The organism is Amycolatopsis thailandensis, assembly GCF_002234405.1.
GTDB classification, from domain to species: domain Bacteria; phylum Actinomycetota; class Actinomycetes; order Mycobacteriales; family Pseudonocardiaceae; genus Amycolatopsis; species Amycolatopsis thailandensis.
The window spans coordinates 1-14,803 of the sequence record NZ_NMQT01000064.1; the positions used below are offsets into that span (position 1 = coordinate 1).

The window sequence follows — 14,803 nt, forward strand, 5'->3', positions numbered from 1 at the left end:
CGGACCCGACGAAGGTCCCTGAGATGGACCGGAGGCCGGACCCGACGAAGGTCCCTGTGACGGACCGGAAGCCGGGCCCGACGAAGGTCCCTGTGACGGACTCGCCGCCGATGACTGTGCTGGGCTCGCCGTGGCTGCCTGCGCCGCCGCGGGTGTCGCCGCCGGTGACTGGGCTGGGCTCGCCGCGGGTGCCTGCTGCTGGTTCGCCCCCGCGGCTTGCTGTTGCTGACCGGACCCGGCGCCGTTGTCCGCGGCCGCCGCCGGAGCGTTCTGGTGGGTCTGCGGCGCGCGCTGACCGTCGCCGGTGTTCGCCGGGGCGTCCGCCGGACGTTCCGGAGCCTGCACCGACGACTGGCTGACCCGATCGCTGTCCGCCGCCCGCTGCGGTCCGTTGTCGGAACTCGGCGTGTGCTCCTGCGGAGCCTGCTGCGGAGCCTGGTTCCCGCCGTCCGAACGCGACTGTCCCTGCGACTGCGCCTGCGAATCAGGCTGTCCGGACGAACTCCGCGCCGAAGAATCGCCATCAGAGGACGAACTGCGCCCCGAATCGCCATCAGAGGACGAAGTGCGGCTGGCAGAAGAGCCGGAGTCCGGAGAAGAGCTCGAAGAATCCGGCGAGCTCGAAGAACGCGAAGGCGTCCCGGAATCCCCGGAATCCACATCCGGTGTCGAGGGGCCATCGGCGTCCGGTGTGGCGCTCGGCGTGTTCGCGGTGCGGATGTCGCCGATCTGGCTCTTCGCCCCGTCGACGCCGCCGCCCACGGCCCCGCCGGAAGCGCCCATCAGGACGTCCTTGGCCGAAAGCTTGTCCAGGTCACCGGTGACGGCGGCCTGTCCGACCGTGCTGGCGACACCTTCGGCCGCGCCGCGCACGGCACCCCGCGCGGCGCTGTCGACGATCTGGCCGCCCACGCTGTCGGAAAGTCCCTTGGTGGCGCCCTTGCCGATGCTGCTGCTGCCCGCGCCGACCACCCCGTCGACGGCGCCGCTGATCGCGGAATCCTTGGTCTTGCTGAAGTCCCAGCTGTCGCGGTCGCCCTTGGCCATCTGGAGGCCCTGGATGCCCGCGTCCATGGCGAGGTTCATCGCCGTGTTCTGGAGGACTTCCTTGCCGATCTTCTTCAGGCCCTCCTTGAGAAGCTTCTCGAGGAGTTCCTTCGCGACCTTCTTGAAGCCTTCCTGCGCGAGCTTCTGCATCAGCTGGCGGAAGATCATCTGGACGGTCATGCGGGTGGCGATCTGCGCCGGCGCGATGCCCGCCGTCGAACCACCGAACGTCACCGCGGCGGCCGCGATCATCGCGACGATCTGCGCGGCCAGGATCACCAGCGAGATGATGATCATGTACTTCGTGTACTCGACGTCCAGCGCGGTCGCGTTGCACGAGTCACCGAGCGCCTTCGACGAATCGGCCAGCGACTTGAAGTACGCCTCGTCGCCTTCGACGAACTTCTTCCAGGCCTCGGCGAACTTCTCCGCGCCCTGACCGCTCCAGCCGCCGAGGACCTCCGTGGCGCCCTTGGTCGCGGTGTCGGCGATCGGCTGGATGGCCTTGGAAGCGTTGTGCCAGGCGTCACGCAGGTCGCGGAGCTTGTCCTCGTCGCCTTCCGGCCAGCTTTCCCCTACGACGATCGGCAAGAGCCACTTGACCGCGTCGGGCATCTCCATACCCACGGCGTCAGACCTTCTTGTCCAACGTCGTCTTGATCTCTTCCTCGGCGTTCGTGAACGCGGTCATCGACCGTTCGACGTTGTGCTGCATGCCGCGCAGCGCCTCGACGATGTTCGCGAAGCCTTCCGACGAACCCTTCGCGCCCGGCTCGTAGTCCTTCGCGAACTCCTTGCCGGCGTCGTCGGCGCCCCAGCACTGGCCGAGCGAGTTGATCGCGGCCATCAGTTCCTTGCCCGCGTCGTCCAGCTGATCCGCCGCGAGCCCCAGTTTGGCCGCCGCCGTCTTCACCGCGTCCGGATCGGCGGTGAATCCGCCTCCGCCCCCACCGTTCGGCATCAGACTCCCCTGGTCAGCCAGCTCGAAGGCGGCTCTTCCTCGTCATCGTCCCGCGTCTGACGCACCCGTTTGGGAATCGGTTTCGGCGCGGGCGGGGCCGACGGCGGAGGAGGCGGCGGCGGGGCGTCGTCCTTGAGCATCAGCGGGGCGTCGAAGTCTTCGTCGGACTTCGCCGGTGCCTCTTCTTCCTCCTCCGCGAGGAAGTCCGGGATCGACGGCATCAGCCCTTGCAGCGAAGGGGCGCCTTCGATCAGGTCCGAGAGGTCCGGCAGGCCCTCGGTGATCGGGGCCATCAGATCGGCGACCTGCTGCTTGACCTGCAACGATCCCTGGCGGACCAGGGTCAGCACGGTGTTGGCCAGCTGCGCGGGATTGGTGCGCTCGAAGGCGTTCGGCTGGATCTCCAGTTTCGCGAGCGTGCCTGTCGCGTCGATGGTGGCGCGGACGAGACCGTCCTGCGAGACCACCGTCGCCGACGTCTGCGAAGCCGCGTCCTGCGCCTCCCGGAGCTGGGCCGTCTGACGCTCGAACTGTTCGAGCAGCGTGTCGACCTGGTCCTTCATGGCGGCATTGCGCGCTTCGAGGCGTGCGCTGTCGTCGCCGGCCGTCGTCACTTGAGCCCCCGCGAGTGCTGGATCCCGGGCATACGCCACCCGGTGTCGGTAGGCGTCACCCTAATGCCAACGGAGGCGTCGTATCACTCGTTCTCCGTTTTCGCACCGCGAGCAGGTGACCGGCGGCTCCCACCAGGTAGAGGACGGTGGCCGCGATCAGCAGTCCCGGCGAAACGCCGTCGTCCGGGATCACCGTCGCGGCCAGCGAAACGGCGGCGACCTGGGTGATGTTGAACAGCGTGTCGTAGAGCGCGAAGACGCGTCCGCGTGCCTCGTCGGCGACGTCGAGCTGGACCGAGGAATCGACACAGAGCTTCAGCACCTGACCGGCGCCGGTCACCAGGAACGCCGCGAGCAGCGCCGTCGGGACCAGCATCGGCAGCCCGAGCGCGGATTGCGCGACCGCCGCCAGCACCAGCGCGCCCAGCACGACGCGGAGCCTGCCGAACAGCCGGATCAGCCGGGCGGTCAGCAGTCCGGCGACCAGGATGCCCGCGCCGGCGAACGCCGCCATCCGGCCGAGTCCCGGCATCCCGGCGGCGAAGTGGTTGCGCATCAGCAGCACGGTCACCAGCAGCGAGATCCCGTACGACGCGCGATGGGCGAACAGCGCGACGAACCCGGCCGTGACACTGGGTGTGCGCCAGGCCGCCTTCGCGCCGTCGGACAGGCCGCGGACGACGGCGAGCGCCGGGTTCGACGGCTCGTCGACCGTCGACGGGCCGAGCAGCCCGCGGCCGAATCCCGAGGCGAGGGCCGCGGCGCCGATCCCGCCCAGCGCGGCGACGGCGGTGACCCACGCGGAACCGGAGTCGTCGGCGCCGGTCAGTTCCCGGAGGCCGATCGCGCAGCCGCCGCCGACGACCGCGAGCACCGAACCCCACGTCGCCGCGAAGGCGTTCGCGGCGACCACGGATTTCTCCTCGACGACGTGCGGCAGCGACGCGGACAGGCCGGAGCCGATGAACCGGGAGACGCCTTCGGACGCCAGTGCCAGGGAGAACAGCCCGATCCCGGCCGCTCCCGTGCCGACGGCGACGGCCGTCGCGAGGATGGTGAAGGACCGCAGGAGACTCGCGAAGATCAGGACTTTCCGCCGGTCCCAGCGGTCGAGCAGCGCGCCCGCGAACGGTCCGACGACCGAATAGGGCAGCAGCAGCGCCGCGAACCCGCCCGCCATGGCGAGCGCGTCGGCGGCGCGTTCGGGATTGAAGAGGACGGCTCCGGCCAGCCCGGCCTGGTACATGCCGTTGCCCCAGTGCGCGGAGAACCGCGTGTACAGCAGTCGTCGGAAGTCACGGTCGCGGACGAACGCCCTGGTGGGCGCCGCGGCGGTGGTTGTCACGAGCGAAGCCTAAAGAAGGCGGCCGGTGCGCTTTAGGGTCGCCTCTCGGCGGCTATGCGCAGTGTGGCTCCAGCCGGACGGTATTCCACAAAGGCGGTTCTTCAGTGAGCCCGGGGGACACGGAAAGCGCACCGACCTGATGTGTCCAACGGTGCTCGTGATGCTGTTGTTCCCTGGCCGGACGATTTGTCTCCACTCGAAGTGGGATCATGGCGGACGTGCCAGCGGACGCCGAGGTCGAACCGGGAACGCTCCTGGTCGCCGCCCCCACGATGGTCGATCCCAACTTCCGGCGGACCGTCGTGTTCGTCATCGATCACCGGGACGAGGGAACGCTCGGCGTCGTGCTGAACCGTCCGAGTGACGTCCCGGTGTACGACGTGCTGCCGAACTGGGGCGGCCATGTCGCGGAACCGCAGTCGGTTTTCGTCGGCGGACCGGTCGAGAAGAAGACCGCGTTGTGCCTGGCCGCGCTGCGGACCGGCGAGACGGCGTCCAGCGTGCCCGGCGTGATCGCGGTCCGCGGCCCGGTCGCGCTGGTCGACCTCGACACCGACCCCGAGATCCTGGTCCCGAAGGTCCGCGGGGTGCGGGTGTTCGCCGGGTACGCGGGCTGGGACTCCGGCCAGCTGGCGAACGAGATCGAACGCGACGACTGGGTGATCGTCCCGGCGCTGCCCAGCGACGTCCTCGCTTCGCCGCACCACGACCTCTGGGGCCAGGTGCTGCGCCGTCAGGGCATCCCGCTGGCGCTGCTGGCCACCCATCCAGGAGACCTTCAGCGGAACTAGGCGGTGGCGGTGTCGGCCTTCTTGAAGACGCCGCAGGTCCCGCAGGCGCAGCCACTGCAGCCGGCCGGCCGCTCCGGTTCGGGTTCGGGCACCGTCGCGGCGGCGCGGTTGCCGAGCACTCCCCCGCCCGCGACCAGCGCGATCATCCCGACCACGCCCACGAACGAGGCGAGCAGCAGCCCGAACGTCGTCGGCATGACCAGCGCGGCGATCCCGGCGAGCACGGCGATCACGCCGCCTGCCAGCGTCGGGAGCCCCGCGACCTTGTTGCCGAGGCGGAAGGCGTCCTCGCTGCGCATGGTGGCGGCGGTGCGCACGCCCGCGCCGCGGTCACGCGGCAGCTTCTCGCGCAGACCGAGGAAACCACCCCAGCCGACGAGGACACCCAGCACGATCGGGACCAGCGCTATGACGAACACTCCACGAGGATAAGCGTGACGTCCCGGCAACCTGCCGGATACCCTGGTCGACTGTGCTACAGGCCATGTCACGCCGAGTCATAGCAACCGCCCTGATCGGGGCCCTTCCGCTCACCCTGATGGCGGCACCGGCCGCCGAAGCGGGCCACCGTCCGCTTCGCCTCATCGGGGAACAGATCGTCCCGAACTTCCTGCCCTACGAGGGCACGATCGTCGGCGGCCTGTCCAGTATCGACTACGACCACCGCACCGGCGAGTACGCGCTGATCTGCGACGACCGGTCCGCCATCAACCCGGCGCGGTTCTACACGGCGAAGTTCTCCCTCGACGCCAAGGGGCTCGGCCCGGTCACCTTCACCGGCACCAAGCCGCTCCTGCGGCCCGACGGCACGCCGTACCCGCCGCTGCCGAAGAACGACCCCGCGCAGCCGCCGAACATGCAGACCATCGACCCCGAAGAGCTGCGGGTCGACCCCTGGACCGGCCGGTACGTCTGGTCGCAGGAGGGCGAGCGGTCGGCGGCGGCGCGGATCGACCCGTCCATCCGCGAGGCGAAGCGCGACGGCTCCTACGTCCGCGACCTGCCGATCCCGGCCAACGAGAAGATGACCGAGACGACGGGGCCGCGGCAGAACCTCGCCCTCGAAGGCATCACCTTCGCCGGATTCGGCTCGCTCATCGCCAGTTCGGTCGAGGGCCCGCTGTTGCAGGACGGCCCCGAGCCGACCACCACGTCGGGCGCCCTTTCGCGCATCACCGTGCAGTCGCGCTTCGGGCCGGTCCTCGCGCAGTACGCGTACCCGCAGGAGAAGGTGTTCGCGGCCCCGAACCCGCCCGGCGGTTTCGCGACCACCGGCATCTCGTCGCTGCTGGCCGTCGACCAGGCCGATCCGACGCGCTACCTGGTGATGGAGCGCTCGTTCGTCACCGGTGTCGGCAACAAGATCCGCATCTTCGAGATCGACACCAAGGGCGCCACGAACGTCGCGAACATCCCTTCGCTCGGCGGCGCCGAGAAGGTCAAGCCGGTCAAGAAGCGCATGCTCGCGGACCTCGCGGACTTCAAGTTGTCCACTGTGGACAACGTCGAGGGGATGACCTGGGGCCCGCGCCTGCCGAACGGCGAGCGCAGTCTGGTGCTGGTCAGCGACAACAACTTCTCCGCGACCCAGGTGACCCAGTTCATCGCTCTGGCGGTCCCCTCGGAACGGCTTTGACCAGGGCGTTAAACTGGACTCATGAACACGGCTCGGCTGCTCCTTAGCCTGCCGCGCTGAACTCGGTCGATCGGCCGGGACCAGCGCGGCGACCCCTCATGCCCTCCGGGCTGAGGGGTCGAGTTGTTTCTGGAGTGGCTTGACGTGGATGAGCACGGAGGATTTCGGCGATGAACCAGGCGAGCGAAGGCGCCGACACGGCCCCTCAGCACCGCTACACCGCGGAGCTGGCGGGCCGGATCGAGCGGCATTGGCAGGACTACTGGTCCGATCACGGCACCTACCACGCGCCGAACCCGGTCGGTCCGCTCGCGGACGAGAGCGGTGAGGTCCCGTCGGACAAACTGTTCGTCCAGGACATGTTCCCGTACCCGTCGGGCGCCGGCCTGCACGTCGGGCACCCGCTGGGCTTCATCGCGACCGACGTCTTCGCGCGGTACCACCGCATGATCGGCCGGAACGTGCTGCACACGATGGGCTTCGACGCCTTCGGCCTGCCCGCCGAGCAGTACGCCGTCCAGACGGGGCAGCACCCGCGCAAGACGACCGAAGAGAACATGGAGACCTACCTGCGCCAGATCCGGCGCCTGGGTCTGGGCCACGACGAGCGTCGCCGGATTTCGACGATCGATCCGGACTACTACAAGTGGACCCAGTGGATCTTCCTGCAGATCTTCAACTCCTGGTACGACGAGAAGGCGGGCAAGGCGCGCCCGATCGTCGAGCTGGAGACCGAGTACGCGCAGGACAAACGCCATACGCCGGACGGCCGCAACTGGTGCGAGCTGACCCGTGCCGAGCAGCTGGAGATCATCGACTCGCACCGGCTGGTCTACATCTCCGAGGCGCCGGTGAACTGGTGCCCCGGGCTGGGCACGGTGCTGTCGAACGAAGAGGTCACCTCCGAAGGCCGCAGCGAACGCGGCAACTTCCCGGTGTTCCGGCGCAATCTGCGCCAGTGGATGATGCGCATCACCTCCTACGCCGATCGCCTGGTCGACGACCTGGACCTGCTGGACTGGCCGGAGAAGGTCAAGTCCATGCAGCGCAACTGGATCGGCCGCTCGCACGGCGCGCGGGTGTCGTTCGATTCCGGTGACAAGAAGATCGAGGTCTTCACGACCCGCCCGGACACGCTGTTCGGCGCCACCTATCTGGTGGTCGCGCCCGAGCATCCGCTGGTCGACGAACTGACCGCCGCCACCTGGCCGGAAGGTGTCGACGCGCGTTGGACCGGTGAGGCGGCCACCCCGGCCGAAGCCATCGCCGCCTATCGCGCCGCCGCGGCGCGGAAGTCCGAATTGGACCGTCAGGAGAACAAGGAGAAGACAGGCGTCTTCACCGGCTCCTACGCGGTGAATCCGGCCGACGGCAAGGAGATCCCGGTCTTCGTCGCCGACTACGTCCTGATGGGCTACGGCACGGGCGCGATCATGGCCGTCCCCGGCCAGGACACCCGCGACTGGGAATTCGCCGAGAAGTTCGGCCTGGAGATCATCCGCACGGTGCAGCCGTCGGAAGGTTTCGACGGCAAGGCGTTCACCGGCGACGGACCCGCGATCAATTCGGGCTTCCTGGACGGCATGGGTGTCGACGAGGCCAAGAAGACGATGATCGGCTGGCTGGAGGAGCACGACCACGGTCGCGGCACCGTCCAGTACAAGCTGCGCGACTGGCTGTTCTCGCGCCAGCGCTACTGGGGCGAGCCGTTCCCGGTGGTCTACGACGAGGACGGCCAGGTCCACGCACTGCCGGACAGCATGCTGCCGATCGAACTGCCCGAGGTCGCCGACTACTCGCCGGTGACCTTCGACCCGGAGGACAGGGACAGCACCCCGTCCTCGCCGCTGGCCCGCGCCACCGACTGGGTCGAGGTCGAACTGGATCTGGGGCAGGGCAAGAAGACCTACCGCCGCGACATCAACACGATGCCGAACTGGGCGGGTTCCTGCTGGTACCAGCTGCGGTACCTGGACCCCACCAACCCGGACGTGTTCGTCGCGCCCGAGAACGAGGCGTACTGGGTCGGCCCGCGTCCGGCCGAGCACGGCGTCGAAGACCCGGGCGGCACGGATCTGTACGTCGGCGGCGTCGAGCACGCGGTGCTGCACCTGCTGTACTCGCGCTTCTGGCACAAGGTGCTGTTCGACCTGGGACACGTGTCGTCCAAGGAGCCGTACCGGAAGCTGTTCAACCAGGGCTACGTCCAGGCTTACGCCTACACCGATTCCCGCGGCGTCTACGTCCAGGCCGATCAGGTCGAGGAACGTGACGGCAAGTTCTTCTTCGGCGACGAAGAGGTCAAGCAGGAATACGGCAAGATGGGCAAGAGCCTGAAGAATGTCGTGACGCCGGACCAGATGGCCGCCGACTACGGCGCCGACACCTTCCGCTTCTACGAGATGTCGATGGGCCCGCTGGACGTTTCGCGGCCGTGGGCGACCAAGGACGTCGTCGGCGCGCAGCGGTTCCTGCAGCGGCTGTGGCGCCTGGTCGTCGACGAGGAGACCGGCGAACTGCGGGTGTCCACTGTGGACGCCACGGACGCGGACCGCAAGCAGCTGCACAAGGCGATCGCCGGGGTCCGCGAGGACTACGCGGAACTGCGGTTCAACACGGCCGGCGCGAAGCTGATCGAGCTGAACAACTACGTCACCAAGACCTACGGCGCGACCGAGGCGACGCCGCGTGAACTGGTGGAAGGGCTGGTGCTGATGCTGGCGCCGCTGGCCCCGCACCTGACCGAGGAGCTGTGGAAGCGCCTGGGCCACGCGGATTCGCTGGTGCACGGGCCGTTCCCGGTCGTCGACGAGAAGTACCTGGTCGAGGACTCCGTGGAGTACCCGATCCAGGTCAACGGCAAGGTGCGCTCGCGGATCACCGTGCCCGCCGACGCGGGCAAGGACGCCGTGCAGGCGGCCGCGCTGGCCGACGAGAAGGTCGCCGCCCTGGTCGGCGACGGCACCCCGCGCAAGGTGATCGTCGTGCCGGGACGTTTGGTCAACATCGTGCTGTAGTGCCGTGACGGAAAGACGCCAGCGTCGAGGGTCATGAGGCGATTCGATGGAGTTGTTCAAGGACAACGAAATCGAACGGAGAACACCGCATGACCCTCGACGGCAAGGTGGCTTTGGTGACCGGCGGCAGCCGCGGGATCGGTGCCGCCACGGCGATCCGGCTCGCCGAGGACGGCGCCGACGTCGCGCTCACGTACCAGAACAACGACGCACTCGCGGCCGGTGTCGTGGACAAGATCAAGGCGCTCGGCCGTCGCGCGCTGGCGATCCGGGCCGACAGCGCCGACGCTGCCGCTCTGGTGTCCGCCGTCGACACGGCGGTCGCCGAGTTCGGCAGGCTCGACGTGCTGGTCAACAACGCGGGCGTCGGCTTCGTCGGCCCGCTCGACCAGACGAGCCTGGAAGACATCGATCGCGTCCTCGCGGTCAACGTCCGCGGTGTCTACGTGGCCACGCAGGCCGCGGCCCGGCACCTCGGCGAAGGCGGCCGCGTGATCAGCATCGGCAGCTGCGTTTCGGACCGCGTGCCCGGCCCGGGGATGTCGTTGTACGCGGTGAGCAAGACCGCGCTGCTGGGCCTGACCAAGGGCCTGGCCAGGGAACTCGGCCCGCGCGGCATCACCGTGAACATCGTCCACCCCGGCCCGACCGACACCGACATGAACCCGGCCGACGGCCCGTACGCCGCCGACCAGCGGAGCCTGACGGTGTCCGATCGCTACGGCTCGCCCTCGGAGGTCGCCGCCACCGTGTCGTTCCTGGCACGGCCGGAAAGCGCCTACGTGACCGCGACGACCGTTTCGGTCGACGGCGGGCACGCGGCCTAGTCGATCGACAGGCCGATCTCGCGTGCGAGGTCGGCCAGCATCGCGTCGAAGAGGACGTCCGGTTTCGAGAACGGGATCGGATAGTTGCCGAAGACCTCGAGCGTGACGTGCCCGTAGAGCCGGGCCCAGAACTGGATCATCAGGTACGTCACGCCGAGGTCGAGCTTGTCGAGCGGGAACGTCTCGCCGGATTCTTCGAGTACGGCCAGCAGTTCCCCTTGGAAGGACGTGAGATCGTCGCGCAGTTCGGCGGGCACCACGTCGTTCGACGGCGTCACCAGATCGTGCATCGCGAGCACCCGGCCCGCCGCCGCGAGGAAGATCCGCCCGAACGGCTCACCCAGCCTGCTCAACGTGTCGTCGCCCGCCGGCGACGCGAAGACCAGGGTGAACTCCTTCGTGTGGGTCAGCGCCCAGCGCCGGAATCCCTTGCAGATGGCGAAAAGCTGAAGCGCGCCCTCGTCCGGCAGCTGCGCGATGTCCTCGGCCAGCCCGGCCGCGAGATCCGCGACGACGTCCGCGCGAAGGTGCTCGATCAGATCGTCGCGTGAGCCGTAGTAGCGGTACAACGCCGGCGCCGTGATGCCGAGCTCGCGCGCGATCGCCCGCAGGGTCACGGCCTCCGGCCCCTGCTCGACCAGGAGCGCCCGCGCCGTCCGCCGGATGTCCTGATCGGTCGCGGCCCGCTCGCGACCCCTGCGGCCGGTGTTGTTCATCCGGGCATTCTAGGTGGTCAGTACGCCCTTATCGCGGAACAGCCCAGCAGGCGGGCCTGGAGCGCGGTCAGCGCCCGGAGCGCCAGGAAAATCGGCACAGCCATCCCGATCGCGACGAGGAAATGCACGACCCACGCCCCCGCCAGCGTCGGTCCGCCCCACGTGCCTTCAGGGTCGCTTCCGGTCCAGAAGAAGCCGTAGGTCGCGATGCGCCCGGCGAGATAGAGGAGCAGCAGCGCGAGCAGGAACGCGACCACACTCGGCCCGAACGCCGCCGCGAACCGCGGACGGCCCCCGCCCTCCCTGCCGAGCCACCGCCGCGCGAGCCCGCGCTGGACCTTCGCACCACCGAGATACCCCGGAAGTACGAGAAGCGCGTAGACCGCGCGTTTCCAGTCCGAAATAGTCATGTTCAGCACGCTATGGCGCGCTGACCAGCGTGAACATCGGGTAATCCGCAACATCGGGTAGGGGAAACCGGAGGTCGTTGTGGTGATCCACACGACCGGGGTGTGGATGCGCGCGAAACGTTCCCCGATGTCAGACGGGTATGCCACACTCGGTCGCCGAATGGCTACGACGTGAACAGGGGAGGTTCGCGTGTCGAACCCTGAGCAGCTCTTCGCTGATTTCGAGGCCAAGCTGGCCGACGCCCAGCGAAAAGCGAATCAGATGCGCACCGAGATCGAAGGCGTCTCGGTGTCCGAACGCAGCAAGGACGGCCAGATCTCGGTCAAGGTCAACCACGCGGGGAACCTGGTGGGCCTGGAGATCGGCCCGTCGGTGCGGGACAACCCGGCGCTCGCGCAGGAGATTCTCCGCGTCGTCCAGAGCGCCCAGAGCAAGCTGGCGAGCGCGATGCAGACCGGCGTTCCGTCCATCGCGGGCACCGAGACCATGAACGAACTGGTCAACCAGCTGCACAACGAGTACCCGGAACCCGAACCGACGGGCTACGTCGAGGGTGGCCACCAGGACGTCGACGAGGACGACCGCTTCGTCGCCGCCGACGAACTCGACGCGCCGCCGCCTCCGCCCGCTCCGAAGCCGCCCGCCCCTCCGGCACCTCCGGCCTCGCCCGCGCCGCCGCGTGCCGCGCGCAGGCAGCAAGCCGACCACGAGGACGACTACTTCACCGGCGGCGACTTCCTGCGCTGAGCGGGTTCTTGAGGGAGGGAAATCATGGGGCAGCCGCAGGCAGGCCAGGGTTTCGACGTAAATCCGGACCAGATCGACGAACACGCCAAACAGGTGGAACGGACGCACGAGCATTTGCGGACCGCGCTCGACGCGGACAAGGACCGTGTGGACATACTGGCCTTCGGGCTGATCGGAAATATGTGCGGGATGTCGTTGATCTGCAACAACCTTTCGGAGAACGTGCGCGAGGCCCTGCAATCCGCGATCTCGGCGGGCGAGCACCATGTCGCCGCAGTGCGGAAGTGGGCCGAGGTGCGCCGGGTGACCGACCAGGACGCGGTGGACCTTCTGAAGCGGGCAGAGCAGGTGGAACGTGGCTGAGAACGACGTCCTCAAGAGCGCCAAGAGCGAAACGGACGCCGAGAAATACAAGGTGGACAACGCTCTGGAAGGTGCGGGCGCCATCCAGGATGTGGTCGGCGGCGCGGAAAAGCTTCTGAACGGTGACTGGACGGAAGGACTTCTCAGCCTGGCGGGAGCCGTGCCTGACATCGTCGAGGTCATCAAGAACCCTCTGGAAACCCTGATGAGCTGGGGTTTCGGTTGGATCATCGAGCACGTCGACTTCTTGAAGGAACCTCTCAACTGGGTTTCCGGCGACCAAGACGCACTTGACCTCGAGGTGCAGAAATGGCTGGAGGTCGGCAAGTATGTCAAGACGACGGCCGAGGAGTTGACCGACGAGGTCCAGAAGAACTGCATGGAGTGGTCGGGCGCCGGGGCTGACGCGTATCGCGCCTACGTGCAAAAACAGCTCAACGGGTACCGAGAGATAGTCCGGCTCGCCGAGCGCGCCGGGAACATCATCAACATCTGCAAGACCGTGCTCTCGGTGGTTCGAACGATCATTCGGGATCTGATCACCGACACCTTGGCGAAGATCGTCATGATCATCGCCAGGTATCCACCGCCTGCCTATCCGGCCGCTCTGGCCGCGGAGGGCGTTCCCTTCGCGATCGAAAAAAGCACTGAGGCCATGACATGGGCCGAGAAGCTGATGCGCGTCCTCATGCGCGCGAAGTCCATGTTGACGGACTTCTACAAGAACGTCGGCGACCTCCTCAAGAAGGGCGACGTGTTCGAGGGCGCGGGCATGGGTGCTTTCTGGGAGGTGGCGAAGGAAGCAGGAAAGACGGCCGTCAAAGAGGTGGTCAAGAGTGCGTCGGAAGACAAGGCGCGTGACCGGCGAGAGACGACCATCGACGCCACTGGCGAACCGAAGCAGCCCGAGAAGGCGAACGGAGCGGTCGGCTCCAGACGCCCTGTCGAGCAGGAGCCGATTTTCGAGCAACCTGGAACGCAACGGATATCCGGGTCGATCCAGTGAGCAACGGTCTTCTGATGACCGGGTACGAAGCAGTTCCCACAGTCACGCGTAGACCTCCCTGGAAGGTGGCTGGCGTCGCAGTCGGCGTGTTCCTCTATGCGCTGCTCTGCTGGACTCTGCTCGGCCGCGGGATGGTGTCCCACGGCGAGGAGGGAACGAGCAACCTCGTCGACATGGCGACGGCGAAGTCTTGCGAGGAGATAGGGCCACTGAGCATCGCCGGGATCGGCTATTACTGGGTTTGCGACATCGAGGTTCGCCCCTATTCGTCGAGTTCCAGGCAAGAGGTCGTGACGGCGCGCTCGTACCCGGACGAGTTGACTCCGGCCGACATAGGTAAACCCGTCCGAGTCAAAGAGATCGGCAGGTACTACGCCCGGGACTTCAAAAGCGATGTTCCGTGGTGGAGCATCGCACCTGGCGTCGGTGGGTTCGTGGGGCTGGGTCTGTTCGCCTACTGGCGACGGAACAAGCGTTTCCGCAAACCTGACGCCGAAACACCCGTGACCAGCTCGCTTTCCCTCTCGTCGGTTCGTCCGCTGGGTGGCGTGGCGGCTCCTGCTGGCCTTCCCGCGACGGCGTCGAGGACGGTCACGCCCAACGACTGGTCGTCAGCGAAGTTCTGGCGCATTTGCGGGGTGATCCTCGTCGTCGCCGTCATCTCCGGGATCGTGGGTTTCGCAGCGGGCCGCGGAACGGAGCTCCGCGAAGCGACCCTGACGATAGCGGCGATCGGGCTCCTCTCTCCCGGATGGCTTTGGTTCTGCACCCCCGCGCGATGGAAAAAGGCGACCTGGTGCACCACGTTCACTGTGTCGGTCGAAGGAATTCGCTGGTTCCGCCGCGACAAGGCGACCTTCGAGGTGGGCTGGGACGAGATCCGCGAGCTTCGGCTGACCACCGTCACCGATGGCAAACACGTCTTGCGGATGATCGACTTCTTCCCTCTCGACGAGAATTTCGCGAAGCGTCATCGAACGCTGAAGGGACTTTGGGAAATCGGGGCGAACCTCGACGGCCGCTCACTTCCGCCCGTCGTGAACGGCTACCGGGTTCCCGAGGCGTTCAGCGACGCCGCGTTCGCGGAAATCCGGGCAGCGATGACCATGATCCGGCCTGACAAGCTGGGCGAGTATCGGGGAATCCCGCAGAACACGGTCGCGTCCTGAGTACGGCACCCCGTCGAAACGGGGCGCCGCCGGCGCCGATCACTCGGGGGGCTACGTGATCGACGCCGGCGACCCGATGCCCTGCTCCCGAACTCAGATCGGGACCGGGGCAACGTCACCGCTTCTCCGCGGCAACGCATCTCAAGAGCGGGC

Annotated in this window: 15 protein-coding genes; 8 read left to right on the forward strand and 7 right to left on the reverse strand. The window is 67.7% G+C overall.

What is annotated here, in order from left to right; genetic code table 11:
• From CFP71_RS18470 to CFP71_RS18485, 4 genes are all read right to left on the reverse strand, one after another.
• Positions 1-1,668: WXG100 family type VII secretion target (locus tag CFP71_RS18470; protein ID WP_425266624.1), on the reverse strand; the 1,668-nt coding region annotated here is incomplete at its 3' end.
• Between the two features lie 10 nt (positions 1,669-1,678).
• Positions 1,679-2,008 (reverse strand): WXG100 family type VII secretion target, encoded by a 330-nt coding sequence (locus tag CFP71_RS18475; RefSeq protein WP_093935112.1) that lies wholly within the window; start codon positions 2,006-2,008, stop codon positions 1,679-1,681.
• The gene (locus CFP71_RS18480) at positions 2,008-2,622 is read right to left on the reverse strand and encodes a YbaB/EbfC family nucleoid-associated protein (RefSeq protein WP_244199727.1); all 615 of its coding nucleotides are present in this window, start codon (positions 2,620-2,622) and stop codon (positions 2,008-2,010) included. Before CFP71_RS18480 ends, CFP71_RS18475 begins: the two co-directional genes overlap by 1 nt.
• Before the next feature lie 55 nt (positions 2,623-2,677).
• Positions 2,678-3,967, reverse strand: coding sequence for an MFS transporter (locus CFP71_RS18485; protein WP_093935114.1), 1,290 nt, complete (start codon positions 3,965-3,967; stop codon positions 2,678-2,680).
• A gap of 209 nt (positions 3,968-4,176) precedes the next feature.
• On the opposite strand from CFP71_RS18485, the gene CFP71_RS18490 reads away from it, so the two are divergent.
• Positions 4,177-4,758: a YqgE/AlgH family protein gene (locus CFP71_RS18490; RefSeq protein ID WP_167406174.1), complete on the forward strand. Its 582-nt coding sequence runs from the start codon at positions 4,177-4,179 to the stop codon at positions 4,756-4,758.
• On the opposite strand, the gene CFP71_RS18495 is transcribed toward CFP71_RS18490, so the two are convergent.
• Positions 4,755-5,177 carry an SdpI family protein gene (locus tag CFP71_RS18495; RefSeq protein WP_093935115.1) on the reverse strand — a complete coding sequence of 141 codons (423 nt, stop codon included), beginning with the start codon at positions 5,175-5,177 and terminating at the stop codon, positions 4,755-4,757. The genes CFP71_RS18490 and CFP71_RS18495 overlap by 4 nt on opposite strands.
• Positions 5,178-5,242: 65 nt before the next feature.
• Here CFP71_RS18495 and CFP71_RS18500 point away from each other — a divergent pair, with 65 nt between their 5' ends.
• The 3 genes from CFP71_RS18500 (at position 5,243) to CFP71_RS18510 (ending at position 10,238) form a co-directional block, all read left to right on the forward strand.
• Positions 5,243-6,394: an esterase-like activity of phytase family protein gene (locus CFP71_RS18500; protein ID WP_093935116.1), complete on the forward strand. Its 1,152-nt coding sequence runs from the start codon at positions 5,243-5,245 to the stop codon at positions 6,392-6,394.
• A gap of 170 nt (positions 6,395-6,564) precedes the next feature.
• On the forward strand, positions 6,565-9,411 hold the full coding sequence (gene leuS / locus CFP71_RS18505; protein WP_093935117.1) for a leucine--tRNA ligase: 2,847 nt from the start codon (positions 6,565-6,567) through the stop codon (positions 9,409-9,411).
• Positions 9,412-9,500: 89 nt separating this feature from the next.
• Positions 9,501-10,238 carry a 3-oxoacyl-ACP reductase family protein gene (locus tag CFP71_RS18510; protein ID WP_093935118.1) on the forward strand — a complete coding sequence of 246 codons (738 nt, stop codon included), beginning with the start codon at positions 9,501-9,503 and terminating at the stop codon, positions 10,236-10,238.
• On the opposite strand, the gene CFP71_RS18515 is transcribed toward CFP71_RS18510, so the two are convergent.
• Positions 10,235-10,954, reverse strand: a complete 720-nt coding sequence (locus CFP71_RS18515; protein ID WP_093935119.1) for a TetR/AcrR family transcriptional regulator — start codon at positions 10,952-10,954, stop codon at positions 10,235-10,237. The two genes, CFP71_RS18510 and CFP71_RS18515, sit on opposite strands and share 4 nt — an antisense overlap.
• Before the next feature lie 17 nt (positions 10,955-10,971).
• Positions 10,972-11,364: a hypothetical protein gene (locus CFP71_RS18520; RefSeq protein ID WP_093935152.1), complete on the reverse strand. Its 393-nt coding sequence runs from the start codon at positions 11,362-11,364 to the stop codon at positions 10,972-10,974.
• A gap of 190 nt (positions 11,365-11,554) precedes the next feature.
• Between CFP71_RS18520 and CFP71_RS18525 the strand changes: the two genes are divergently transcribed.
• From CFP71_RS18525 to CFP71_RS18540, 4 genes are read left to right on the forward strand one after another with little or no spacing between them, the layout of a single operon-like run.
• Positions 11,555-12,112, forward strand: coding sequence for a YbaB/EbfC family nucleoid-associated protein (locus CFP71_RS18525; RefSeq protein WP_093935120.1), 558 nt, complete (start codon positions 11,555-11,557; stop codon positions 12,110-12,112).
• A gap of 24 nt (positions 12,113-12,136) precedes the next feature.
• Positions 12,137-12,475 carry a hypothetical protein gene (locus tag CFP71_RS18530; RefSeq protein WP_093935121.1) on the forward strand — a complete coding sequence of 113 codons (339 nt, stop codon included), beginning with the start codon at positions 12,137-12,139 and terminating at the stop codon, positions 12,473-12,475.
• Entirely contained in the window at positions 12,468-13,481 is a 1,014-nt protein-coding gene (locus CFP71_RS18535) for a hypothetical protein (protein ID WP_093935122.1), read from the forward strand. Before CFP71_RS18530 ends, CFP71_RS18535 begins: the two co-directional genes overlap by 8 nt.
• A 14-nt stretch (positions 13,482-13,495) precedes the next feature.
• Positions 13,496-14,650 carry a DUF6346 domain-containing protein gene (locus CFP71_RS18540; protein WP_143267112.1) on the forward strand — a complete coding sequence of 385 codons (1,155 nt, stop codon included), beginning with the start codon at positions 13,496-13,498 and terminating at the stop codon, positions 14,648-14,650.
• Positions 14,651-14,803: the final 153 nt, after the last annotated feature.

What these genes read in the sequence shown, in the direction of transcription:
- CFP71_RS18520 (WP_093935152.1), bottom strand. Translation starts at nt 11,364, where the DNA reads ATGACTATTTCGGACTGGAAACGCGCGGTCTACGCGCTTCTCGTACTT.
- CFP71_RS18530 (WP_093935121.1), top strand. Translation starts at nt 12,137, where the DNA reads ATGGGGCAGCCGCAGGCAGGCCAGGGTTTCGACGTAAATCCGGACCAG.
- CFP71_RS18500 (WP_093935116.1), top strand. Translation starts at nt 5,243, where the DNA reads ATGTCACGCCGAGTCATAGCAACCGCCCTGATCGGGGCCCTTCCGCTC.
- CFP71_RS18490 (WP_167406174.1), top strand. Translation starts at nt 4,177, where the DNA reads ATGGCGGACGTGCCAGCGGACGCCGAGGTCGAACCGGGAACGCTCCTG.
- CFP71_RS18475 (WP_093935112.1), bottom strand. Translation starts at nt 2,008, where the DNA reads ATGCCGAACGGTGGGGGCGGAGGCGGATTCACCGCCGATCCGGACGCG.
- CFP71_RS18515 (WP_093935119.1), bottom strand. Translation starts at nt 10,954, where the DNA reads ATGAACAACACCGGCCGCAGGGGTCGCGAGCGGGCCGCGACCGATCAG.
- leuS (WP_093935117.1), top strand. Translation starts at nt 6,565, where the DNA reads ATGAACCAGGCGAGCGAAGGCGCCGACACGGCCCCTCAGCACCGCTAC.
- CFP71_RS18540 (WP_143267112.1), top strand. Translation starts at nt 13,496, where the DNA reads ATGACCGGGTACGAAGCAGTTCCCACAGTCACGCGTAGACCTCCCTGG.
- CFP71_RS18510 (WP_093935118.1), top strand. Translation starts at nt 9,501, where the DNA reads ATGACCCTCGACGGCAAGGTGGCTTTGGTGACCGGCGGCAGCCGCGGG.